We start from the raw sequence: 23,407 nt of genomic DNA, 5'->3' as shown, positions 1-23,407 counted from the left end.
GAATAATCGAGCAGCCACAAAGAGAAGACGCAAACTGAAAAAACGAAATCTACAAAGACGAAATCTAAAGAGAAGAAATCTACAAAATCAAAATAGAAAAAGACGGAATTTACAAAGAAGAATTCTACAAAGACGATTTCTTAACAATCTACAGCAGGGTTAATCGCCCTGCTTTTTCGTTGATAGATACAGGAAGCCGAACCGCACTACCGTGTCTCGTGCTTGTTACTTGTAGACAAAACGAACGCACTCTGTGGGGGGCCAGGCGAGGGAAGACGAGGTAGCTCTATCCATGCGCGACATGCGTGGCTTGGCAAGTGGAACCCAGGTTGAAAAAAATACGCGCAATTATGCGCGCATTAGCGTTAAAACGGACTTGGGTCATGTCTATTCAACCCGCGGTTTGGTTGGAAAACAGTCCGGTGCCTTGACGTCGGAAACCTGTGAGAGCTTCATCAAATAATAGCACTCTTCCCGAGACATGTGGTCTGCCATGAGCGGAGACAGGACTCCCAATAGCTCGTTACTCATCCGCAATTCTTCCAGCTCGTGCAAAAAGATTTGGAAGAGCTTCATTTCCATCTCGGCCTGATGATTGAAGCGTTTTAAGGCAGGGAAGCTCTCTAGATTCGTGCGTAAATATCCTGCCAGCTCGATTGCCTTTTGATAGTAATGTTCAAATTGCTTGGTGAAGGTCTGGCTCTTTTGTTTGAAGTCATGCTCGACCATATCCAGAAGGCAAGTAATGGTGGCGGCATGACCGACGGCATCGGAGAGCCAAAGCAGATGCAAATCAACAGGGGTTGTGGCGGCCGGCTGTTTTCCCGCAACGAACGCATCCAGAAGCCGTTGATATTCTTCCAGCTCATTGACCATATGATTGAGAAAGGTCGGGCTGAGACTGATGGAAATTTTCCCGATCAGATGTCTCTCCAATAGGTGCAGCTTGAATTCCCGCAAATGCGCGGTCAAAATGCTGGCCTGCTCATTTAAGGCCGTGATTTCCTTTGGCTCCAAATCGTGCCGGGCGTACTCCAGCAAGGTGTCATAGGACTCGATGAAATATTGGGCTCTCTGTATTTCTTCTTGTTCTTTGGGAGCAAGTGAATCCGTAATAAAACGGGAATGATCTCCCAAGATTTGCAGCCAAAAACGATGCTCGAACAGGATGAGATCCTGATCATCATAGCGACTCATCTTTTTCCCTCCTCACAACGATTCATCCTATGCACATTCGCCCAGATGAGTGAACGAGAGCAAAGAGGAGACATCTGTTATAATAAGAGAGGATTCGCGAACATTCTGACATTTGTGCCATCCAAGGAGGCTGCTATGATTCGAGATCGTTTGCAACAACTGGGGCTGGAATTGCCAAAGCCTGCACCGTCGCTTTATCAATACGTGCCAGTCGTCGTCCATGAGGGAGTAGCTTACATCAGTGGACAAGTACCGCGTGTAGACGGCAAGCTTCCTTTTGTCGGGAAAGTGGGAAAAGATGTGACCATCGAACAGGCGAGAGAGCTGGCGGAAATCTGCGTTCTGAAAGGACTCGCCAGCCTGGAAGCGGAGATCGGGAGTCTGGATCAGGTAGAGCGTATCCTGAAAGTGACTGGGTATGTCCAGTCAGACGACGGATTTTCACAGCAGCCAAATGTCATTGATGCTGCTTCGGAGCTGTTGGAACGGATTTTTGGAGAGCGAGGGCGTCACGCGCGGACAGCAGTCGGCGCAGCCGAGCTGCCAGGGAATACGCCGGTAGAAATAGATTTTATTATTGCAGTAAAGCGATAGGGAGGATGGAATAGCCATGATAGGGATCGCGGATATCGCCCATGCGCGGGAACAGATCGCGGATACGATTCACCAGACACCCTTGCTCACTTCAAAACAGCTTTCTTTGCTTTGTGGAAATGAAATGTATCTGAAAGCCGAACATCTTCAAAAGACAGGCTCCTTTAAAATCAGGGGAGCGACCCATAAAGTGAAACAGGCAGTGCGCGAAGGGGCCGTGTCAGTCACAGCCGCCTCCTCCGGCAATCACGGGCAGGCGGTCGCCTACATTGCAAGCAAGCTCGGCATCGGAGCGACGATCGTCGTTCCAGAGGATGTGGCTGCATGCAAGCTCGAAGCGATCCAGGCATACCAAGGCGAAGTGGAGAAGTGCGGGCTGACCTCAGCGGAACGTCTCCCGAGAGCCATGGAGCTCGCCAAACAGCAAAACGGTGTCTACATACCTCCGTATGATGATCCCTATATTATGGCGGGGCAAGGTACGGTCGGGCTGGAAATTTTGGAACAACTGGACGATGTCGATGCGGTTTTCGTGCCCATCGGCGGGGGAGGATTGATTTCGGGTGTTCTGACAGCCATCAAGGAGACAAAGCCTTCTGTTCAAGTCATCGGCGTAGAACCGCAGCTCGCGAATGACACGTATTTATCGCTCAAGCAAAATCAGCGCATCTCTATAGCAGGCTCGACCACCATTGCGGACGGCTTGCGGACCAGCGAGCCAGGAGAGCTCACCTTTCCCGTTTTACGCAAATATATAGATGACGTCGTGCTGGTCACGGAAGAGGAGATTCGCCAAGCGTTTTGCTTTGTGCTCGAACGGATGAAGCAGGTGATCGAGCCTTCCAGCGCCACCGTGATCGCGGCGGCTATGTTCGAAAAAACAGCCCTGCGCAACAAACGGATCGTCACCCTCGTTTCGGGTGGGAATGTCGATCTCGATCAGCTGGCAGGGCTGGTTTCAAAAAGCGATTAATGAGGGGCAGGATCCGTTTCTTGAAGAGATAATTCCTGTGCCTTCAGCAATGCTTGTGTGCGATTGGTCACACCAAGCTTGCCGTAAATGCGATGAAGATACACTTTGACTGTCCCGACCGTGTTTCCGAGCTGCTCCGCGATTTCTTTGTTGGAAGCACCCTGGCTCAGCATGGATAACAGGATCATTTCTTTTCCCGTCAGTGGTTCAAGCAGGGGAGAGGAATGGTCTGTTTTTCTTTTCGTGTCCGTTTTCGAAAGGAGATCTAGCAGCTGCATGACATAGGAAGGGGAGGCCGCCTTGTGATGCGGCTGCTTCCCTTTGTTTGCCCTGCAGGCCGCAAGCAGCGGGTACAGGGCCGGGCCATCGTCGAGGAAGCTGCGCACATACCCGTTCGCTTCGCCAATGACGAGAGCCTCCTGCAAATATGCCTTCGCTTCCTCGATTTGACCGAGCTGCTGCTTGGCCAATGCCTGCAGAATGGCGATGTCTACTTGGCTGGTGAGCAAGCCTTCTCTCTTACTCGCCATCTTCAAGGTGTCCAAGATCCAAAATACGTCTTCTCCCTCCTGCTTGGCGAGTAAGGAGCGAACCAGGGTCAAAAGCTCCAGCTCTCGTTGAAGCATGGGTTTTTCGCGAATAAAGGAGGGAAGCTTGTCCAGCTGTTCCATTGCCAGGGAGATATGTCCATCTGCCAAATGCACACGGGCGAGAAAAGCACGCAACGGATTGGCCCAATAATCCTCGGACCACATGTGGATCGTCTCCAGCGCTTCCTCAACAATCCCTCTCGCCTGAATGGATGCGCCTGTTGCGAGTGCAATTTTTGCCTTTGTTAACAAGCAAGGAACGAGCAGCCCAGGAATTTTTCGGCGGCGTGCAATCGGTTCGATCTGCTCCAGCAGCGCAGCACTTTCTTCTAAGCGGTTCCATTCGTAATACCCTTCGGCGAGCGCCATCATGACGTACATATTGAACAGGGAGTCCTGCCAGCCATGTGCGGCGAGAATGCCGGAGAACATGTTTCCGACGAATTCCGTCTGCGGAGAAAGCATTCCCTTGAGGCCCAGGGTGGTCCGTCTGATAAACGGCTCTGTCGCATTGTAATTGAAAGAAAAAAATAATGGATTCTCGGGCAATGCTTTGTAAAAGGTATCTGCGCCAGAGATCAACGTCTCGAACTGGCCGAGAGCAAAGATGAGATTGGCCCGAACAAAAAATAACCCGCTTACAAACTGCTCCTGCTCCACAGGATCTTCGATGGCGGCACATGTCGCTTCCAGGGAAGGTAGTTCCTTTTGGGCTTGCTCGGCTTGACCGCATAGAATTTGGATGAAGGCAGAGAGCAGGCGCATGGAAGGGGGCAGCATCTCCGCAGGTTGTGGAAATCGGGTCAGCCAATGCAGCAGCGTAGATAGCTCTCCTCGCGCAATCATTTGGGGAAAGTGCTTTTCCAGGAGCTGGGCAGCGACAGAAAAGTCAAAAGCGGCAAAAGCATGATCAATCGCCTCATCGTACAGCCCCCGTTCGGCAAAGGCTGCACTAGCGATGCGATGCAGGTCGACTGCTTTTTGGGGATCCCGCCTCTGCAGCTGCCCTTCGAGGAAGTCGCCAAACAGGTGATGATACCGATACCAGCTGTGATAATCATCCAAGGGAATGAGAAAAATATTTTGCCTGTGCAGAAAAGTAAGAATCTGGTGGCTCTGCGTCTGATTCGTCAAGCGATTGCAGAGGGGGGCGTCCATACGCTTCAAGATGCAGGTGGCAAGCAAAAAATCCTGGAGATCAGCGGGAAGGCGGAGCCATACCTCGTGCAGCAAATACTCGGTGATATTGTGATGGGAACCGTTGAACCCGTCAAAAAAGCGGTCATGGTGGACTGGATTCGTGAGGGAGATCGCAGCCAGCTGAAGCCCAGCCACCCATCCTTCAGTCCTTTCCAGGATGCGTTCGATTTGCTGTGGGTGAAGCGAGATGCCGTGTGAATCATGGTAAAAGCTGGCCGTCTCCTGGTGGGTAAAGCGCAGCTGCTCCAACGAAATGTGGCAAGCCTGTCCACGCAAGGTCCATTTGGCGGTGGAAAAAGGCAGTGCGTTACGACTGGCGATGAACAGATGAACATGGCCAGGCAAGTAGTCGATGAAGTACGACAGGCTGAGATGAATCTGCTCCTCGAAGATGGCATGGTAGTCGTCCAAGAGAAGAATGACGGGCTGTTCGATGCTATCCAGTTCATACAGAAGCGAGTCAATAAAGGTGAAAATCGATGTATGGGAAACGGCTCCCATCAATGGCTCGAGTCTTTCTGCGAGTTCAGGCAGACGGGAGTCCGCGATCGTATGTACGACGTATTTCCAGAAGCGGATGAGATCATTGTCCATTTCGTCGAGCGAGAGCCAAGCCGGCTTGGCGGACTGCTGATGGGCCCACTGCGTGAGCAAGGTCGTCTTGCCGTAGCCGGCAGGTGCGCAAAGAATGGTCAGCTTGCAAAAGAGGCCTTCGTCCAGTCTGTTCAGCAAGTGATTTCTCCGTACACTTCCAGGCCTCGCACCAGGCAAGGTGGTTTTGGTTTTGAGTATGACGGAACGCGGCTGATGTACCATGGTTCCTCCTTTCACGACGCCTACGAAATTGAAATCACATTTTCACCATTATACTTGTTTCACGTCTAATTCGACATTTGAAAACCGGGAAATCACAAAACGTCGATTTTTCACGGGAAATGTTCCTCTGCTCCGGACAGGCTTCAACAGGCTTCACACCCAGCAGCAACTAGAATGGGCGTAGAAGCGTGAGGAGAGAGGTGCATGAAAATCGGACGGTGGAAGATTGGGACGGCAATAGCCGCTGCGATGCTATTGATCGCAGGCAGTGCGGCGGGATCGCATGGCGTATCTGCGGCAGAGGAAAGCAGGATTCGTATCGCTTTTGTGGGAGATATCATGCTGGACAAGAGCGTCGGAAACCAAATCGGGCTCCATGGCGTGGATTACCCGTTTCAAAAGACGGTAGACTTTCTGAAGCAGGCGGATCTGACCATCGGCAATCTGGAGACGTCTGTCAGCACCCGCGGCCAGGCAGCGAAAAAGGAATATACATACCGATCCAAGCCCCAAACTCTGCAAGGATTGGTGAACGCCGGCTTTGATGTCGTCAATCTGGCCAATAACCATTCCTTGGACTACGGCATGGACGCGTTATTCGATACCATGGACCATTTGAAAAAGGTTCAGCTTGGCTATGTAGGTGCAGGGAAAAACGAGGAGGAGGCATTCGCCCCGGACATCCGAACCATCAACGGAAAGCGTGTTGCCGTCATAGGGTTGAGCCATGTACTGCCCAATCGGCAATGGTTTGCTGGAAAAAACAAGCCAGGACTCGCCCATGCTTATTCGTATGAGCCGATGCTCACCTACGTCAAAAAAGCAGTGGCACAGTCTGATATTACCATCGCCGTGATGCACTGGAATCTCGAATACAAGGATAATCCGGAGCCGTATGCGCGGGAAATGGCTCGGAAGCTCATTGACAGCGGGGTAGATGCGGTGGTCGGCTCCCATAGCCATTCGGTGATGGGAATGGAGCTCTACAAAGGGGTGCCGATCTACTACAGCGTAGGCAACTTCGTCTTTACCACCTCTTACAATCCCAAAGGAAGAGAAGCAATGATGGTGGAGCTGACCTTTGGGGAAAAGGAAACCACCTCCAAAGTGATCCCGGTCAAAATCGTGAACGGACAGCCGGTCCCGATGGATGCGGCGAACCGGAAACGGATGATCGGCAAATTGAACCAGTTATCCTATCAAATGAAGTTTGATGAAGAAGGAAATGCAGTCAAAACGGTCGCTTCCCCAACCAAATAGAAAACATAGCGAGCAGGATCATCCGGTCGACACCGCGGCCAGATGATCTTTTTTTGTACTGCAAAAGGCTTTGCGTCGCCAAATTTTCTGGTGAACCGACATAGCGTGAACCTTTTTAGTCAGAGTGGACATGGTAGGATATGGACGGAATTTTTTGGAGATGTCTGGTAATTACGGTTAACAGAGCCTGAGTGGACCAGAAGAGCGAATATACGGAATTATCAAGGATGTGTCAAAAGGAGAGGCATGATAACATGAAACGCGTGTTAACCATAACGGAATCATGAGAGGAGATCAACGAACACCTCCCAATCAAATAGGGGCCTAGTTCCGTCTTTTACGGAAGCGGGGGAACCACGTTAGGGGTTAATTCTGTGATGCACAGAAGGGATGCACACTGCCATCCTACCCGTCAGCTAACCTCGTCGGCTAAAGCAGATTATTCCAAAACCTCAATTGCTAGAGAGCGCATGTCTTGTACACACTGGGAGCGCGTAGTTCCTATTGGGAAAAATCCCTTGTGCACAGCTTGTTTGACATGCCTTCCAGCGAGAAAACAGCCGGCGCATTTGCTTTTCCATGTGGGGATGGCCCTCCCGTATCATGGAAGGTGTTGCGCTGGCTTTTTCTATACATGGGATGTGAAAGGGGAAGGAAGCATGAACAAGAAAAGCTTCATGAGATGGGGATGGACAGCCGTACTGTCGTGCCTTTTGCTTGTCGCAGGATGCGGCTTTGGACAGCAAGCCCGGTCCGTCGCGGGCAATGAGCAGACCCAATCAGCGGAGAGCACATTGGAAAAAGTGAAGAAACAAGGCTTTGTCACGGTGGGCTTCGCCAACGAAAAACCGTACGCCTATGCCACTCCGGACGGAAAATTGACCGGAGAAGCGGTAGAGGTCGCACGCGTCGTCCTCTCCAAAATGGGGATAAACGAAATGAACGGCGTACTGACTGAGTTCGGGTCCCTGATCCCAGGGCTGAAAGCAAAGCGCTTTGACATCATTACGGCAGGCATGTACATCACACCGGCCCGCGCCAAGGAAGTGGCGTTTGCCAATCCGGAATACAGCATCGGGGAAGCGCTCGCGGTGAAGAAAGGAAACCCGCTCCAATTGCGCAGCTACAAGGACATCGCCTTGAACCCAAATGCTAGAATCGCGGTCATGAGCGGCGCGATCGAGATGGAGTACCTGGAGAAATCGGGAGTGAAGCAAGAGCAGCTGGTCCTGGTGCCAGATCAGCCATCGGCGATAGCAGCGCTGCAAGCGGGACGTGCAGATGCCATCACGATGACGGGCCCGTCCCTGCAAGCAGTTCTGGAGAGTGCCAATGACAGCAATGTGGAGAGGGTCATGGATTTCACCCAGCCCGAGATTGACGGGAAAAGCATTCGCGGCTACGGAGCGGCAGCCTTCCGCAAAGAAGATGAAGCGTTTGTCAAAGCGTTCAATGAGGAGCTGCAAAAGCTCAAAGAATCGGGAGAGCTGCTGAAGGTCCTGGAGCCGTTTGGCTTTACCGAGCAGGAGCTGCCTGCCGAGATGACGGCTGAAGGGCTGTCAAAGCAATGATGGGCGCTGCTTCGACGAAAGGAAGGGATGAACATGAGTGAGACTATGCAGCTGATTCCTTTTTTGCTCAAAGGAGCGGCGACGACCTTGCAAGTGACGGCACTCTCGGTGCTGGTCGCCTTCACCGTCTCATTTGCAGCCGGCTTTTGCAGGCTTTCCAAATGGTTTTGGGTTCGCGGGATCATCAGCGCTTATGTGGAAATCTTCCGGGGGACGTCTCTCTTGGTACAGATGTTTTGGCTGTTTTTCGCGCTGCCCCTGCTGGGCATAGAGCTTTCCCCGATCCTTGCGGGAGTGATTGCACTAGGTCTCAACTATGGAGCCTACGGTTCGGAAGTGGTCAGAAGCGCCATTCTTGCCGTTCCAAAGGGACAGATGGAAGCATCGATTGCCTTGAACATGTCGCCTTGGCAGCGCATGAGACGGATCATCTTGCCGCAAGCAACCGTCATGATGCTTCCTTCGTTCGGAAATCTAATGGTAGAGCTGTTGAAGGGGACCTCCCTACTTTCCTTGATCACACTGGCTGATTTGACATTCCAGGGAATGCTCCTGCGCACGTTTGATTCATCCAGAACATTTCAAATATTCGGTCTTATGCTGGTGATGTATTTCTTGATGGCCTATCCTTTGACGCTCGCCATGCGGTGGCTGGAGCGCCGCGCATCGATAGGGAGGGTGTAAGCCATGTGGAGTTGGTCCTTTACGTGGGAGATACTCCCCCAGATCGCAGCAGCGATTCAAACGACCATTCTCGCGACCATCGCCGGGTTCGCCATCGCCCTTATTGGGGGGCTGCTGCTCGCATTTGGACGCAGAGTCAAGCAGAAATGGCTGTCGTTCCTGTCTGCCTGCATCGTGGAATTCATACGCAGCACCCCGCTCCTGGTGCAGCTGTACTTCATTTTTTACGGACTTCCAGCGATCGGAATCTCGCTCGGGCCGTTTGCGGCAGGGGTACTCGGATTGGGGATTCACTACAGCGCCTACCTCTCTGAGGTGTACCGCTCCGGAATTGATGCCATCCCGAAAGGTCAATGGGAAGCAGCGAAGGCACTCAATTTTTCCAGGGCTAAGACGTGGTCGCGAGTTATTTTACCACAAGCCATCCGCCCGATCGTTCCCGTGCTGGGCAACTATTTGCTCGTCATGTTCAAGGAAACTCCGATTCTATCGGCCATCACATTGGTGGAGATGCTCCTCGCAGCTAAAATGATTGGTTCAGCATCCTTCCGTTATCTGGAAGCCTTTACCCTGGTGGGGATCTTGTTCCTGGTGCTAAGCTACGCCTCCTCGCTGCTGATTCGCAGACTGGAGATAAAATGGGGACGGCTATGAGAAAGGAGAGGCCTATGAAAACGACTCAAGGAGAAATGCCTGTCGTCGTCTATCGCGGCGTGAGCAAGTCATTCGGTGAGCAGCAAATCTTGCAGAAGATAGACCTTTCGATCGCACCGGGTGAAAAAGTAGCCGTGATTGGCCCGAGCGGTTCTGGAAAAACGACACTCGCTCGCCTGCTGATGACGTTGGAGGAACCGACTTCGGGCACGATTGAAATCGACGGTCAGCACTTGTGGCACAAAAACGTAAATGGCAGGCTGGTGCCTGCGGACGAGAGGCATTTGCACAGCATCAGGGGAAACATCGGGATGGTTTTTCAGCACTTCAACCTGTTTCCTCACATGAACATTTTGCGGAATTGCACGGAAGCACAGATCCACGTCCTGAAAGTCAGCAAGCAGGAGGCGCAGCAAAGAGCGCTGGCCATGCTGGAAAAAGTGGGGCTGGCAGATAAAGTGGACGCCTATCCCGCGCAGTTGTCAGGCGGCCAAAAGCAGAGGGTGGCAATCGCCCGCGCATTGGTCATGAGACCCAAGGTGATGCTGTTTGACGAGGTGACCTCAGCTCTCGATCCCGAGCTGGTGGGAGAAGTCCTGAACGTAATCAAGGACATCGCCCGAGAAGGAGAGATGGCGATGCTTTTGATCACGCATGAAATGGATTTTGCCCGTGATGTCGCAGATCGAGTCATTTTCACAGATGGCGGCAGCATTGTCGAGCAAGGCACTCCGGAGCAAATTTTTTACCACCCGCAAAGTCCCCGTCTGCAAGCCTTTTTGCGACGCTTTCGAGCCGGCTAGTGGCAGCGGAGAGGAGTTAGGGAAAGCACCCTGCGGGCACCCGGATGTGGCTTGTCAGAGTAGCCATCTCGGCGTAGTTGCGCCACTAGGAAGCACCCTGCGGGCACCCGGATGTGGCTTGTCAGAGCAGCCAATTCGACGCAGTTGCGCCACGGAAGGAGGTGATCAAATTGAAATCGACCAGAGGTTCGCGCATTCATTTGCAAATCCCAAAAGAAGAAGAGGGAGCAGCGATGTGGGAGCTGGCGAGAGATTCCGGCGTGCTGGAACCAAACTCGTCTTACGCCTACCTGATGTTTGCGAAATTTTTTGCGGAGACGTGCGTGCTGGCAGTAGAAAATGGCAAGCCGGTAGGTTTTGTCACGGGATTCATTCCGCCAAAGGCTCCTCAGACGCTTTTTGTCTGGCAGATTGGCGTGAGTGCCACGCACAGAGGGCAAGGAATCGCAAAAGAAATGCTCCGCCGGCTGCTCCAGCGGCAGGGACAGCACAAAGTTTGTTTCCTGGAAGCGACAGTCTCTATGAGCAATGGCGCCTCCCAAGCCCTGTTCACGAGTATGGCAAAGGAATGGGGCACGAGCTGCACCGTCGCCGAATGCTTTTCGGCGGACGTGTTCCCAGAGGAGGCGCATGAGGCAGAGTGGACGTATCGAGTCGGGCCCATTCCCATCCAATCCAAAGGAGGTTACGCATGAAAGCAATTGCAGAAGCGAGGACACCCTTATCCGTTTTTGATCAGATGGAATCCGAAGTGAGAAGTTACTGCCGAAGCTTCCCGGTTGTTTTTACCCGGGCGAGCGGACACACGATCTGGGACCGCTCAGGAAAAGCGTACATTGATTTTTTCGCCGGGGCAGGGGCTCTGAATTACGGGCACAACGATCCAGCCATCAAGCGCAAGCTGATCGATTATTTGGCCAAGGACGGTCTGACGCACAGCTTGGACATGGCGACGGAGGCCAAGGAAGCGTTGCTGAAAGCCTTTGAAGAGAAGATTCTCAAACCGCGAGGACTTTCCTACAAGGTGATGTTTCCCGGACCGACCGGAACCAACTCTGTGGAGGCAGCACTGAAGCTGGCGCGCAAAGCCACAGGGAGAGAGACAGTCATGAGCTTTACCAATGGCTTTCACGGCATGACGATCGGGTCTTTGTCTGTGACGGGAAACCGGATGAAGCGTCGCGGCGCCGGAATGCCACTCACCCATACCCTCGCCCTTCCGTATGACCAGTACATGGGCAGCGAGCTAGACACCACGCTCTATATCGAGCGGCTACTCGAAGACGATGGCAGCGGTGTCTCTCTCCCCGCAGCTATGATCCTCGAAACCGTCCAAGGAGAAGGGGGCATCCATGTAGCGAGCATCCCGTGGCTGCAGAAGATCGAAGGAATATGCCGCAAACACGACATCTTGCTCATCGTGGATGATGTGCAAATGGGATGCGGGCGTACAGGTACCTTTTTCAGCTTTGAAGAAGCGGGAATTCAGCCGGATATCGTCTGCCTCTCCAAATCTATCGGCGGATACGGCCTGCCTCTTGCTCTCACGCTCATCAAGCCAGAGCTGGACCTGTGGTTGCCTGGCGAGCACAATGGTACCTTTCGGGGAAACAATCTGGCGTTCGTGGCCGCGACGGAATCCTTGCGCTATTGGGAAAATGATCAGCTCTGCCGCACCGTCTTGGAAAAAGGGAGCATCGTGCGGACCCGTCTCGAAAAGCTTCAAAGGGAGTACCCTTATCTGCAAGGCAAGGTGCGCGGGCGGGGATTGATGCAGGGTCTGGCAGTAGGAGTAGATGGCCTGGCTGAGAAAATATGCGCAGAAGCTTTTGAGCGTGGACTGATTCTGGAGACATCCGGTCCCAAAAGTGAAGTGATGAAGGTCATGCCGCCACTCACCATTACAGAAGAGGCTTTGCTGGCAGGACTGGATATTTTGGAGGCAAGCATAAAAGCGTGCAAAGAGGAGGAAAAACAATGATCGTCAAACACCTGGAAGAAATCGTAGGTACCAAGGATGATATCGATACGGCTACCTGGAGCAGCAGACGCTTTTTGCTCAAGCAGGACCAGATGGGCTTTTCTCTGCATGACACGATTATCAAGGAAGGAACGGAAACCTATATTTGGTACAAAAACCATCTGGAGGCGGTCTACTGCATCGAGGGGGAAGGGGAAATTGAAGTCGTCGGCGGCGAAACGTATCCCATCAGACCGGGGATGATGTACGCCTTATCCGGTCACGAAAAGCATTATCTGCGAGCGAAAAGTCAGATGCGAATGGTCTGCGTGTTTAATCCGCCGCTGACCGGACGCGAAGTGCATGATAAAGAAGGCGTATACCCGCTTGACACAGAGTAAACCTAATCAGCCAAAAAGGAGTGGTCTGCATGACGCAATCGCGTACCTACGTAGAAGATCTCTATCCTTCCCGTGTCAGTGAGCATCCTTCGATCATCCGGCGGGTCGACCCGGTCGTGTACCGCAACCACCAAACGGACCAAGGCCCGCTGTCCGCACAACAATTGGCCTCGTATGAGCAAAAAGGGTACCTCAGTCTACGGGGGTTCTTTTCAACAGAGGAAGTCCAGGAATGGCGGGATGAACTGACGAGACTCTGGCAGGAAAATCGCCATTCCACCAGCAAGGAAGTCGTTGCCGAACCATCCAGCAGGGAAATTCGCTCGATCTTTGCGGTACACCGTGACAATGAGGTGTTTCAGAGACTTTCGAGGCACCCCAGACTTGTCGCCATGATCGAGCAGATACTGGGGAGCGAGGTGTACATACACCAGTCCCGAATCAATTACAAGCAAGGGTACACGGGAAAGGAATTTTACTGGCATTCCGATTTTGAGACGTGGCATGTAGAGGACGGGATGCCGAGGATGAGAGCGCTCAGCTGCTCCATCGCTCTGGAGGAGAATTTTCATTACAACGGGCCGCTGCTGCTTCTGCCTGGCTCGCACAAGTCTTTCGTCTCATGCGTCGGACAGACGCCGGACTCACACTATGAGCAATCGCTGCGGAAGCAGGAATATGGTGTGCCCGATCAGGAAAGCTTGAGGCTGCTGGTCGAAAAGCATGGCATAGATACCATGATCGGACCCGTGGGTACCGTTGTGCTGTTCGATTGCAACACCATGCACGGCTCCAATGGGAACATTACGCCGCTGCCGCGAAGCAATGTGTTCATGGTGTACAACAGCGTGGACAATCGACTGGTCGCTCCTTATTCCGGGCAACAGCCGAGACCTGAATATATAGCCGCGAGAGAATAACGAAATATATAGAGGAAATGCAGATTGGCATGGGAGGAGAATCATGGCTCTAATCGTGCAAAAATACGGCGGCACATCCGTCGGCTCTGTGGAGAGAATACGTGCAGTAGCAGAGCAGATCGTTCTCGCCAAGCAAGAGGGCAACCAACTGGTCGTCGTTCTTTCAGCGATGGGGGAATCGACAGATGTGCTGATCAAGCTGGCTGCGGAAATAGATGCCGAGCCCAATGGCAGAGAGATGGATATGCTGGTGAGCACAGGAGAACAAGTATCGGTTGCTCTTTTGACCATGGCCCTGCAGCAAAAAGGGTGCAAAGCCATTTCGATGACGGGCTGGCAAGCAGGGATTGCGACGGATGAAAAGCATCAGGATGCCCGTATCAGCCACATTCGTACCGATCGCATCCACGAATGGCTGGACAAAGGATATGTGGTCGTGGTGGCTGGCTATCAAGGGTTGTCAGAATCTGGTCAAATTACCACGTTGGGCAGAGGCGGATCGGATACGAGTGCAGTGGCTTTGGCTGCACGCCTGCGAGCGGAGCTGTGCGAAATTCATACCGATGTGACAGGCGTATATACGGCGGATCCGCGTCTAGTCCCAGAGGCGCAAAAGCTGGAGCAGATTCCTTATGAGCACATGCTGGAACTGGCGGAGATGGGGGCTGCGGTGCTTCATCCGCGCAGCGTGAAAGAAGCCATCAGATTTCAGGTGCCGCTGGTGGTGCGATCCAGCTTCAGTAGCGAAGAGGGAACGAGGGTCGGAGGTTCTGCAGTGGAGAAGGCGCCCATCTCCTTCTGGGGCATCGCCCATCAGGAAGAAATGGCAGTTCTTTCTATTAAAGGAAAGAGCGTAGAAGAAGCAGGCAATCTTCTGGCTGAACAGTTCGACACGATGGAAGTAGAGAGCGATTCCGTCGATTTCAAATCAAATACGCTGCAATACTCATTGCCTGTGGAAGAACTGAAGTCTGTGACAGCCATTCTCCAGGACGAAGGAGATCGGCTGGGCGTTGAAGCGTGGGAGTGCGAAAAAGATTTGACCAAAGTAACCATCGTACGTGCAGAGGATGGGCCGGTCATAGAAGTGATGAGAAAGCTTGCGAGAATCCCTTACCCAATACGTTGGCTGAAGCCAGTCAACAAGAGCCTCGCGTGCCTCACCCCTGCACCGATGTCCAAAGCCGTCATGCAGTCGATTCACAGTATGTTGGGAATGAATGCCGGGCACGGGGCAATCTCTGCCCGCTCCTGACAGGAAAACCCCCGCGGTATCCTTAGCCGCAGGGGTTTTCGCTTGTTCTGCAGATAGGCGCTTATCGATGCGTTGCCAAGTTTTCTTGCTTGGCCATGCGCCGCATCGACTCGCTGCGGACAAATCCGTATTGCTCATACAAGCCATGCGCGTCCCTTGTGGCCAGGGATATGTTGGTGTGGGCAATGGCAGGGTGGCTGACGATGACTTCCATGAGCCATTTGCCGAGGCCATAACCGCGGTGGGCCGGATCGATGAAGACATCGCATAGCCAGGAAAATGTCGCGTAATCCGTCACGATGCGGGCGAATCCCACTTGCCCTGTTTCCCCGTAAACGCCAAAGCAGAGAGAATGCTCCAGGCTGGCAAAAATCACTTCCTTGGGCCGCTCCGATGCCCAGTACGAAGTGGAGAGCCACTGGAAGATCTGTTCCCTGTCCAATGAATCCTTGATGTCACTGATGGAATAAGCTAATTCCGCTTTTTTAAAAATCATCTGTACCCTCCTATATCCACTTTACTGCGTGATATGTCATCAAATATACTGAAAATAAAGAGAGATACAAAGGTTTACATTACGATCTGTACCCATACAGTAAGGGAGGGAGGTCAGAGCGATGGAGAACAAATACGAAGTTGTGAAAGCGCTTTTAAAAGAGCAGCTATTGTCGAGTGCGATCAAGCCAGGTGAAAAGCTGCCCTCCATCCGCGCCGCCACCGAGCTCTGGTCGTGCAGCAAAAATACGGCCATAAGGGCTTATCAGGAGCTGGAAAAAGAGCACCTGATCTACTCGGTTCCCAAAAGCGGTTACTATGCGGTATTGCGGACTTCGCCAAGCAAGCAGACAGCGGCGGACTGGATCGATTTTTCTTCGGCCAGCCCCGATGCCGACGTGATGCCGTACAAAGACTTCCAGCATTGCTTGAATCGTGCGATTGAGTTGTATGAGGACCATCTCTTTTCTTATTCGGACCCGCAAGGCTTTTTTACGCTGAGGCGGGCTTTGGAGGGGCATCTGGCAAATTCCCAGATCTTTGCGCCTCCTTCGCAAATATGTGTCGTGTCCGGTGCCCAGCAGGCCTTGCATGTACTCGCTTCCATGCCCTTTCCCAACGGCAAGGCGGCAGTGCTGGTGGAGCAGCCTTCCTTTCAGGGCATGCTGCGTTCCCTCGATCTTTTGGGGGTCACGACTCTCGGCATAGAGCGGACGATGGACGGGATCGACCTCGATGAGCTGGAGCGCCACTTCCGTAACAATCACATCAAGTTCTTTTACACAGTTCCTAGGTTCCACAACCCGCTGGGTGCCAGCTATACACAAGAGCAGAAAATGCGTATTGCCAAACTGGCAGAGAAATATGATGTCTATATCGTGGAAGATGATTACCTGGCGGATATGGATCCGGATGAAAAGGCGGACCCGATCTACTCGTACGATCAGGCGGGGAAGGTCGTCTACGTCAAAAGCTTCTCCAAAATCATGCTCCCCGGCCTGCGACTGGCATCTGTGGTCCTTCCGACTTCTCTGATGGAGACGTTCCGGCTGTTCAAAGCGTCCAGTGATTCCAGCACGGCTGCATTGTCCCAGGCAGCGCTGGAGCTCTATCTGAACTGCGGCATGTACGACCATCATGCTTCGCTTGTGCGGGATCGGTACCGGCTGCGGATGCAGCAGCTGGCTGAATGCAGCAAGCACCTGCTGCCTCCGCAGATCGACTTCCGAATCGGGGTCGGAGGGATTTTCGCCAGGATGTCGATACCCGAAGAAATCGACTTGCATGATCTCATTACCTCTCTGTATCAGCAGCAGGTGAGGGTCACCTCGACCGAGCATAACTACCTCCGCACGTTTCGACGAGAGAACGGTCTTCGCATCAGCATCATTCAGACCGACTCTGCAAAAATTGAAAAGGGAATCCAGATCGTGGCAAATACCATCGAAGGCTTGCTGGAACAGAAGCATACGAGCAGGCTGCAAGTCATTGACTGGATATGATTGGATATTGGGGGAATAATCAAAATCTTTAGTATTGACACCATCGTTATGAAAAAATTAAAATAAATTCATATAGCAAACTTAGTTTTGTATATAAAACACAAAGAGTGTGGTCAAAGGTTTTCATCCGAAAGGAGCTTGGGGGTACGTTACAGAGAAGGTAACAACAAGGCTCGCTTTTTTTTAGTGAATTTCGGAAACAACGTTTTGTATACGAAACGAAAAATGACAGAACAAGAGGTGAAGTCGATGCTAGGTATCACCCATTTGCGGCATATCAGCTTGTTTACACCCGTTTTGAAAGAACATGCGGACTTCTACGAGAAGGTCTGGGGCTTGGATAAGCTTCAAGAAGATGAGAACAACATCTACTTCCGCGGAGCGGGCTCGGAAAACCACATCCTCCATTTGCAGGCAGGAGAGAAACGCGGGCTGCACCATATCGCTTTTGGCATGATCGATAAGAACGCGGTAGACACAGCGGCTGAAAAGCTGAAAGAGCTGGGCATTCCGCTCGTTTCTGAGCCTGGCTACCTCGATGAAGCAGGTGCGGGCTACGGACTGCGCTTCCTCGATCCGGAAGGTCGCTGCATCGAGCTGTCTTGCTGGGTGGAGATTCACACCAAGGACTGGAGCAAGAAAAACGTGGATCCAATCAAATTGAACCACGTCGTGATGAACACCAAAGACATCGACATGATCACAGACTTCTATACGAAGGTAATGGGCTTCAAAGTAACGGACTGGAGCGAGCATCAGATGGTTTTCCTGCGCTGCAACAAAAACCATCACTCCCTCGCATTCAACCAGGATAAGCATGCATCCGTGAACCATATTGCATACGAAGTCGAGAGCGTGGACGAAGTGATGCGCGGTATTGGAAACGTTCGCAAGGCAGACGTCGAGCCGATGTGGGGACCTGGCCGTCATGGCCCCGGCAACAATATCTTCTGCTATTTCCGCGATCCAGCGGGCTACGTGATGGAATATACCTGCTACCTGACAACGGTAGAGGACGACGATAAATGGCAAGCCTTGGTCTGGAAGCGCGTGCCGCATCTAATGGACCAGTGGGGCATTGCAGGACCGCCGCCGCCAGGTGCGCGCGCATCCATGCAAGGCGATCCGGACGAGGGCTGGGCGACCAAGCTCGTCAACAAATCATAATCTGACTAACGGGCACGAGCCTTGGGGGAGTGGAGAAAACGATGGATTTGGGACTGAAAAATAAAGTCGCGGTAATCATGGGCGGCACATCCGGAGTCGGTCTGAAGGCAGCCGAAATGTTCTTGCAGGAAGGCGCCAAGGTAGCGATCTGCGGACGCGATCAACAGCGGATGGAAGGAGCCGTCGCTCATCTCGCAGCATTCGCTCCTTCTGAACAGGTGTTCGCCGAGACCTGTGATGTGACCAGCAAAGAAGACGTTACCCGTTTTATCGACGGAGCGGCAGATGCGTTTGGCGGCGTGGACATCTTGGTAAACGCGGCTGGGCAGAGCGTCATGGGATACTTCTTTGACATCACGGACGAACAGTGGAGACAGCAGATCGATCTGAAATACTTCGCGATCATCAATGCCGTCCGCGCGGTGCATCCGCATTTGCTGCAGCGCGGCGGCGGTCGCATCATCAATATCAACGCTACACTGGCCAAAGAACCGGAACGTCACATGGTGGCGACTGCCGCGACTCGTGCGGGACTTTTGAATCTGAGCAAGACACTGTCGCACGAGCTGGCGCCAAACAATATCCTGGTCAATTCGGTGAGCCTCGGATTGATTGCGACGGATCAGTGGGAGCGCAGACGGTTGAAAAACGCTCCGGACATGGATCCAACCGAATACTACAACGATCTGGCACAAAAACGGAACATCCCATTGGGCAGAGTAGGCCAGCCTGAAGAGGTAGCGAGCGTGATTCTCTTCCTGGCATCGCAGCAGGCAAGCTATGTATCGGGTTCGACAATCGAAGTTGCGGGAGCTTTGGGAAAAGCGCTGTAATGTGAAGGAGCGAGAGATGAACATGACAACGAATGGACAAATGGAATTCACTACGGCAGACGCAGTGGTTGCGGAGCTTGTACGCGCCGGAGTAGAAGTGGTTTTCGGTGTGGTCAGCATTCATAATATGCCAATCTACGATGCGCTTTTGCGCGAAGGCAGCATCCGCATCGTTTGCTCCCGTGGTGAGAGCGGTGCAGCGAACATGGCGGACGGATATGCTCGCTCGACAGGCAAGCTCGGCGTCGTCATCACGAGCACAGGCAGCGGTGCAGGCAACGCGGCAGGTTCTCTGGTAGAGGCATGGGCTGCGGGAACCCCTGTCCTGCATTTGACCGGAGAAGTTTCCTCCAAATACCTGGGAACGGGCAGAGGGTACATCCACGAATGTAAAGACCAGCTGTCGATGATGAAAGGCTGCTGTAAAGAAGCGTATCGTCTGCGCAAGCCGGAACAGGCTGCAGCAGTGGTGCGTCAGGCCATTCAGGATGCGACGACAGCTCCACGCGGTCCGGTATCGCTGGAGATTCCAATCGACTTCCAATCCGCGATTATTCCGAACAGCGTGATCGAAGTGGTGCAACCGGTATCTGCTCCAGCAGCAGCTCCACATATTCCGGCAGAAGTCACCAGCAAAATCGCAGCTGCTCGTCGCCCCGTCATCTGGGCAGGCGGAGGCGTCATTTCCTCTGAGGCATCTGCAGAGCTGACCCGTCTGGCGGAGCTGACCGGTGCGGCTGTCATTACGAGCCAATCGGGTAAGGGCTCCATTCCGGAAGATCACCCGCAATGCATCGGACACTTCGCAGCGTATGAGGATGTGAAAAATCTGCTGAAGCAATCCGACCTGCTGATCAGCGTGGGAGTTCGCTTCCGTGGCAATGAAACAGCCAACTGGAAGGTGACGGCACCGGAAGCTCACATCAGCATTGACGCGGACCTGAGCGCATTTAACCGCAACTACGAGATTACGCACGGACTCTTGGGTGAGGCAAAAGCGATCCTGAACGCGCTGAATGAAGGACTGGTTTCACAAGGTGTTACCCGTGATGAAGCTTATGTAGCTGAAGTGAAATCCGTACGAGAAAAAATCCGCGGCATCCTCCGCGATACATTGGGTCCTTATGAGAAATTCGTAGATGGCATGCGCAAAGTGCTGCCGAAAGATGCCATTCTGGTTCGGGACGTGACTGTACCTGCGAACGTATGGGGCAGCCGCCTGTTTGAAATTTACGAGCCGCGCACTTCCATCCATGCTTCCGGCGGCGGGATCGGACAAGGCTTGCCGACAGCACTGGGCGCACAAGCGGGTCGACTGGACCGTGTCGTCGTCCTGATGGCGGGAGACGGCGGGTACATGCTGAACGTGGGTGAAATGCCGGTAGCCGTCCAGGAAAACCTGCCGTTGATCGTCGTGCTCTTTGACGACCAAGGCTACGGCGTATTGCGAAACATCCAGGATGCCGCTTATGGACGTCAGGTAGCGGTAGATCTGGTCAGCCCGGACTTTGTCATGCTGGCGAAATCGATGGGCTTTGAAGCAAATCGCATCGGTAATCCGGAAGAATTCGTAGCAGAGCTGGAAGCGGCAGTCGCTCGCAGAAAGCCATCCATGATCGTTGTCGACATGAATGCTGTCGGTCCGATGGCCAAGCCTTTTGGTGGCCCTCCAGGAGCAGCAGATGCATTCAAGCCGAAAAAACTGTAAGGAGGCTGATCATCCATGTCAAACGCATTTCCTAGCATTTCCGGCCAATTTCTGGTAGGCGGCGAGTGGGTAAAAGGGGCAAAGGTCACAGATGTGACCAACCCCGCCATTCTCACAGAAGTAGTAGGGCAAGTCGCGCTTTGCTCCAAAGACGATGTCAAGCAAGCGATCGATGCAGCTGAATTGGCGTATCCAGCATGGGCAGCTACTTCCGCCGAGAAGCGAGCCGAGCTGGTAAAGGAAGCTTCCAAGCACCTCGCACCGATCATTGAGCAAACCGTACCATTGTTTGTTCGTGAAAATGGAAAGCCTCAAGTAGAAGCAAAGAAAGACATCATGCGCTGTGTGGAGATCATGAGCCAAGGGGCAGACGCTTTGGTGAAATGGTGGCAGCCACAGTCTATCCCGGGTGGACAGATGGTGCAGCTGCGCAGAAGGCCAAGAGGTGTAACCGCTGTCATTTCTCCCTGGAATTCTCCGATGATTCTCACGTTTAAGCGTGTCATTCCCGCCATTCTCGCAGGGAACACAGTCGTCGTAAAACCGGCGACGGATTGTCCGCTGACCGTACTCGCTACCCTCAAAGTCGTAGCGGAGCAATTGCCACCGGGTGTGATCAACATCGTGACGGGTTCCGGCGCACTTGTGGGAGAACAGATTTGCGCAGATCCTCGCGTGCGCACCATCGCATTTACAGGCAGCACGGAGACAGGCAAGCGCATTATGAGCATGTCCTCCGGTACGGTGAAAAAGCTGTACATGGAGCTGGGCGGAAACGATCCGGCGCTGATTTTGCCTGATGCGGTTCTGGATGAAACAGCGATGCTGCGCATTCGCATGGGCATCCTCCGAGCAGCTGGTCAGGTATGCTCGGCAATCAAACGCGTCTACGTACACGAATCCCGCTACGAAGAGTTCATGGCCAAGCTGACTCGTGAATTTGGGCGCATGATCGTCGGAAACGGCATGCAGCCGGATGCGATGATGGGTCCGATCAACAACAAGGCGCAATACGACTATGTGACAGGCCTGATTGAACGCACGAAACAAGAAGGAGCACACGTCGAGACACTCGGCATAAAGCTGGATGAAGAATCCTGGAATCAAGGCTACTTCCTGCTCCCATCGATCGCGACTGGCGTCAATCAATCGAGCGAGCTGGTGCGTGCCGAACAGTTCGGACCGGTCATTCCCGTCCTGAAGTATTCGGATCTGGACGAAGTGGTCGCGATGGCGAACGACACCGAATTCGGCTTGCGTGCATCTGTATGGACAGCTGACCAGCAGTTGGCTGAATCTTTTGCAGATAAATTGGACGCAGGTGCTGTCTTCTTCAACAACCATACGATTTTCCAAGACCTGCACTACGACTTCCCAGGTCTGAAAGAAAGCGGACTGAGCAGGGAAACCCAAATGTGCGGAATTGATCTCTTTGCTGATACCTACGGATTTGCCAACTAGCCAGAAGCATCGCCGACGTTGATATTCAACTACGACTGAAACACACGTGTCCAGTCATCAGGGGGTTGTTGCAGATATGCTGAGCAAAAACATGCGATGGGTTTACATTTCGTTGCCAATCTTCTTCTTCTGGTTCTTTGGCCAGATCGACAAGCTGGGGATCTCCGTCATTCAAACAGATCCGGGCTTTCTGCAGGACATGGGACTTATCGGTCCGGATAAAAATGCAAAGATCGGGTTTTTGACCTTTATCTTTACGGTAGCATATGCTTTGTCCAACCTGTTCTGGGGCGTTGTCATCGACAAGCTGGGTGCTCGCAAGACAGCCATGCTGGGAATCGCCGTATGGACCGTCACGATGGTGCTGGCTGGACTTTCCACTTCCTATGAAATGTTCGTGGTCTCCCGCATCATCCTGGGGATCGGGGAAGGGATCATGATCCCGGTATCCGGGAAATTTATCGCCAACTGGTTCAATCGCAATGAATTGGGCAGAGCGCAAGCGTCCTGGATTTCAGGGAACTATCTGGGCCCGGCGCTCGGGGCACTGGTGCTGTCCATTCTGATTGCCAACCTGACCTGGCACTCTTCCTTCTTCATCCTGGCTGCCTGCAACCTGATTATCAACATCCCGATGTTCTACTTCATGACACGGGATAAGCCGGAGGACCATCCAAAACTGAGCAAGGAAGAATTGGCATTCATCCGCAGCACGGATGGACCAGTGGAAGAGAAGCAAAACTTTGCGCAAGATTTCCGTTACTGGATCGTGTGGATCGGGATGCTGGTTGCGTCCTTCCTGTTCTTCGGATTGAGTATTTGGCTCCCGACCTATTTGACCCAGGGAAAAGGCTTTGCACGTGAAGCGATGGCGGGCATTACCTCTCTCTCTTGGCTGTTTGCACTCGTCTTTGTACTGGTGTGTGGTTACTTGTCAGATAAAACAAAACGTCCAGGCCTGCTCGCCGCTATTCTGTTCGGACTCTGTGCGCTTTTCCTCGGTATTGCCGTCAGTGCCACGAATCCGATCGTCGCGGGTATCTCCATCGGACTCGCCATGGGGACGCAAGGCGGCGTGTTCCATCTGAGCAACCTGTTTATCGTGAAATTCTCAACGCCTGAAACAGCAGGGCGTGCGGCTGGTTTGATGGGCTTCACGAATATTCTGGGTGGTTTTGCGAGCTACATCATGGGCTGGATGCGGGATGTTTCCGGCGGGGACTTCGGGCCATCGATCCTGATGCTGATTGCCATTGCCCTGATTGGTTTTGTCGCCTACCTCTTTACCTTGAAGCGCGAGGCCGTAGAAGCTGTCCAGATCAAGCAGGCTGAACGGGCGAGAGCTGTTTCCTAGGTTTTCGAT

The 23,407-nt window shown here is 52.9% G+C and carries 21 protein-coding genes and 1 riboswitch; of the genes, 18 read left to right on the top strand and 3 right to left on the bottom strand.

The annotated features are described in order from the left end of the window. Positions 1-387: 387 nt before the first annotated feature. A complete protein-coding gene (locus JNE38_RS24580; protein WP_203353719.1) occupies positions 388-1,197 on the bottom strand; it encodes a DUF2935 domain-containing protein in 810 nt (269 codons plus the stop codon). A gap of 135 nt (positions 1,198-1,332) precedes the next feature. Here JNE38_RS24580 and JNE38_RS24575 point away from each other — a divergent pair, with 135 nt between their 5' ends. After that, positions 1,333-1,791, top strand: coding sequence for a RidA family protein (locus JNE38_RS24575; protein ID WP_203353718.1), 459 nt, complete (start codon positions 1,333-1,335; stop codon positions 1,789-1,791). Between the two features lie 16 nt (positions 1,792-1,807). Beyond that, on the top strand, positions 1,808-2,764 hold the full coding sequence (locus JNE38_RS24570) for a threonine ammonia-lyase (RefSeq protein WP_203353717.1): 957 nt from the start codon (positions 1,808-1,810) through the stop codon (positions 2,762-2,764). On the opposite strand, the gene JNE38_RS24565 is transcribed toward JNE38_RS24570, so the two are convergent. Then, entirely contained in the window at positions 2,761-5,370 is a 2,610-nt protein-coding gene (locus tag JNE38_RS24565; protein ID WP_203353716.1) for a winged helix-turn-helix domain-containing protein, read from the bottom strand. The two genes, JNE38_RS24570 and JNE38_RS24565, sit on opposite strands and share 4 nt — an antisense overlap. Before the next feature lie 204 nt (positions 5,371-5,574). On the opposite strand from JNE38_RS24565, the gene JNE38_RS24560 reads away from it, so the two are divergent. From JNE38_RS24560 to JNE38_RS24515, 10 genes are all read left to right on the top strand, one after another. Beyond that, on the top strand, positions 5,575-6,630 hold the full coding sequence (locus JNE38_RS24560) for a CapA family protein (protein ID WP_203353715.1): 1,056 nt from the start codon (positions 5,575-5,577) through the stop codon (positions 6,628-6,630). Positions 6,631-6,941: 311 nt separating this feature from the next. Beyond that, positions 6,942-7,075, top strand: a riboswitch (cyclic di-AMP (ydaO/yuaA leader). A gap of 214 nt (positions 7,076-7,289) precedes the next feature. After that, positions 7,290-8,201 (top strand): ectoine/hydroxyectoine ABC transporter substrate-binding protein EhuB, encoded by a 912-nt coding sequence (ehuB, locus tag JNE38_RS24555; RefSeq protein WP_238933450.1) that lies wholly within the window; start codon positions 7,290-7,292, stop codon positions 8,199-8,201. Between the two features lie 27 nt (positions 8,202-8,228). Beyond that, positions 8,229-8,885, top strand: coding sequence for an ectoine/hydroxyectoine ABC transporter permease subunit EhuC (gene ehuC, locus JNE38_RS24550; RefSeq protein WP_203353714.1), 657 nt, complete (start codon positions 8,229-8,231; stop codon positions 8,883-8,885). A gap of 3 nt (positions 8,886-8,888) precedes the next feature. Beyond that, a complete protein-coding gene (gene ehuD / locus JNE38_RS24545; RefSeq protein WP_203353713.1) occupies positions 8,889-9,539 on the top strand; it encodes an ectoine/hydroxyectoine ABC transporter permease subunit EhuD in 651 nt (216 codons plus the stop codon). A 14-nt stretch (positions 9,540-9,553) separates the two neighbouring features. After that, positions 9,554-10,342, top strand: a complete 789-nt coding sequence (ehuA, locus tag JNE38_RS24540) for an ectoine/hydroxyectoine ABC transporter ATP-binding protein EhuA (RefSeq protein ID WP_203353712.1) — start codon at positions 9,554-9,556, stop codon at positions 10,340-10,342. Positions 10,343-10,503: 161 nt separating this feature from the next. Continuing rightward, a complete protein-coding gene (gene ectA / locus JNE38_RS24535) occupies positions 10,504-11,037 on the top strand; it encodes a diaminobutyrate acetyltransferase (protein ID WP_428993675.1) in 534 nt (177 codons plus the stop codon). Further along, on the top strand, positions 11,034-12,323 hold the full coding sequence (ectB, locus tag JNE38_RS24530) for a diaminobutyrate--2-oxoglutarate transaminase (protein WP_203353711.1): 1,290 nt from the start codon (positions 11,034-11,036) through the stop codon (positions 12,321-12,323). Before ectA ends, ectB begins: the two co-directional genes overlap by 4 nt. Then, on the top strand, positions 12,320-12,703 hold the full coding sequence (locus JNE38_RS24525) for an ectoine synthase (protein ID WP_203353710.1): 384 nt from the start codon (positions 12,320-12,322) through the stop codon (positions 12,701-12,703). The genes ectB and JNE38_RS24525 overlap by 4 nt, the downstream gene beginning before the upstream one ends. A gap of 29 nt (positions 12,704-12,732) precedes the next feature. Further along, complete coding sequence (gene thpD, locus JNE38_RS24520) at positions 12,733-13,623, top strand: ectoine hydroxylase (RefSeq protein WP_203353709.1); 891 nt, start codon at positions 12,733-12,735, stop codon at positions 13,621-13,623. Positions 13,624-13,666: 43 nt separating this feature from the next. Further along, positions 13,667-14,878 (top strand): aspartate kinase, encoded by a 1,212-nt coding sequence (locus tag JNE38_RS24515; RefSeq protein WP_203353708.1) that lies wholly within the window; start codon positions 13,667-13,669, stop codon positions 14,876-14,878. Between the two features lie 61 nt (positions 14,879-14,939). Here the strand turns inward: JNE38_RS24515 and JNE38_RS24510 are convergent, their stop codons facing one another. Beyond that, positions 14,940-15,374 carry a GNAT family N-acetyltransferase gene (locus tag JNE38_RS24510; RefSeq protein WP_203353707.1) on the bottom strand — a complete coding sequence of 145 codons (435 nt, stop codon included), beginning with the start codon at positions 15,372-15,374 and terminating at the stop codon, positions 14,940-14,942. 121 nt (positions 15,375-15,495) lie between these two features. Here JNE38_RS24510 and JNE38_RS24505 point away from each other — a divergent pair, with 121 nt between their 5' ends. From JNE38_RS24505 to JNE38_RS24480, 6 genes are all read left to right on the top strand, one after another. After that, complete coding sequence (locus JNE38_RS24505; protein WP_203353706.1) at positions 15,496-16,875, top strand: aminotransferase-like domain-containing protein; 1,380 nt, start codon at positions 15,496-15,498, stop codon at positions 16,873-16,875. A 249-nt stretch (positions 16,876-17,124) separates the two neighbouring features. Then, positions 17,125-18,042: a VOC family protein gene (locus JNE38_RS24500; RefSeq protein WP_203353705.1), complete on the top strand. Its 918-nt coding sequence runs from the start codon at positions 17,125-17,127 to the stop codon at positions 18,040-18,042. Between the two features lie 41 nt (positions 18,043-18,083). After that, complete coding sequence (locus tag JNE38_RS24495) at positions 18,084-18,875, top strand: SDR family oxidoreductase (protein WP_203353704.1); 792 nt, start codon at positions 18,084-18,086, stop codon at positions 18,873-18,875. 22 nt (positions 18,876-18,897) lie between these two features. Continuing rightward, positions 18,898-20,583 (top strand): thiamine pyrophosphate-binding protein, encoded by a 1,686-nt coding sequence (locus JNE38_RS24490; RefSeq protein WP_203357728.1) that lies wholly within the window; start codon positions 18,898-18,900, stop codon positions 20,581-20,583. A 15-nt stretch (positions 20,584-20,598) separates the two neighbouring features. Next, the gene (locus tag JNE38_RS24485; RefSeq protein ID WP_203353703.1) at positions 20,599-22,044 is read left to right on the top strand and encodes an aldehyde dehydrogenase family protein; all 1,446 of its coding nucleotides are present in this window, start codon (positions 20,599-20,601) and stop codon (positions 22,042-22,044) included. Positions 22,045-22,120: 76 nt separating this feature from the next. Then, positions 22,121-23,398: an MFS transporter gene (locus JNE38_RS24480; protein WP_203353702.1), complete on the top strand. Its 1,278-nt coding sequence runs from the start codon at positions 22,121-22,123 to the stop codon at positions 23,396-23,398. Positions 23,399-23,407 lie beyond the last annotated feature (9 nt).

Origin of the sequence: Brevibacillus choshinensis (assembly GCF_016811915.1) — a bacterium.
Lineage (GTDB): Bacteria > Bacillota > Bacilli > Brevibacillales > Brevibacillaceae > Brevibacillus > Brevibacillus choshinensis_A.
The sequence above is the reverse complement of the archived record's forward strand: the minus strand, read 5'-3'. Positions and strand labels throughout refer to the sequence as shown.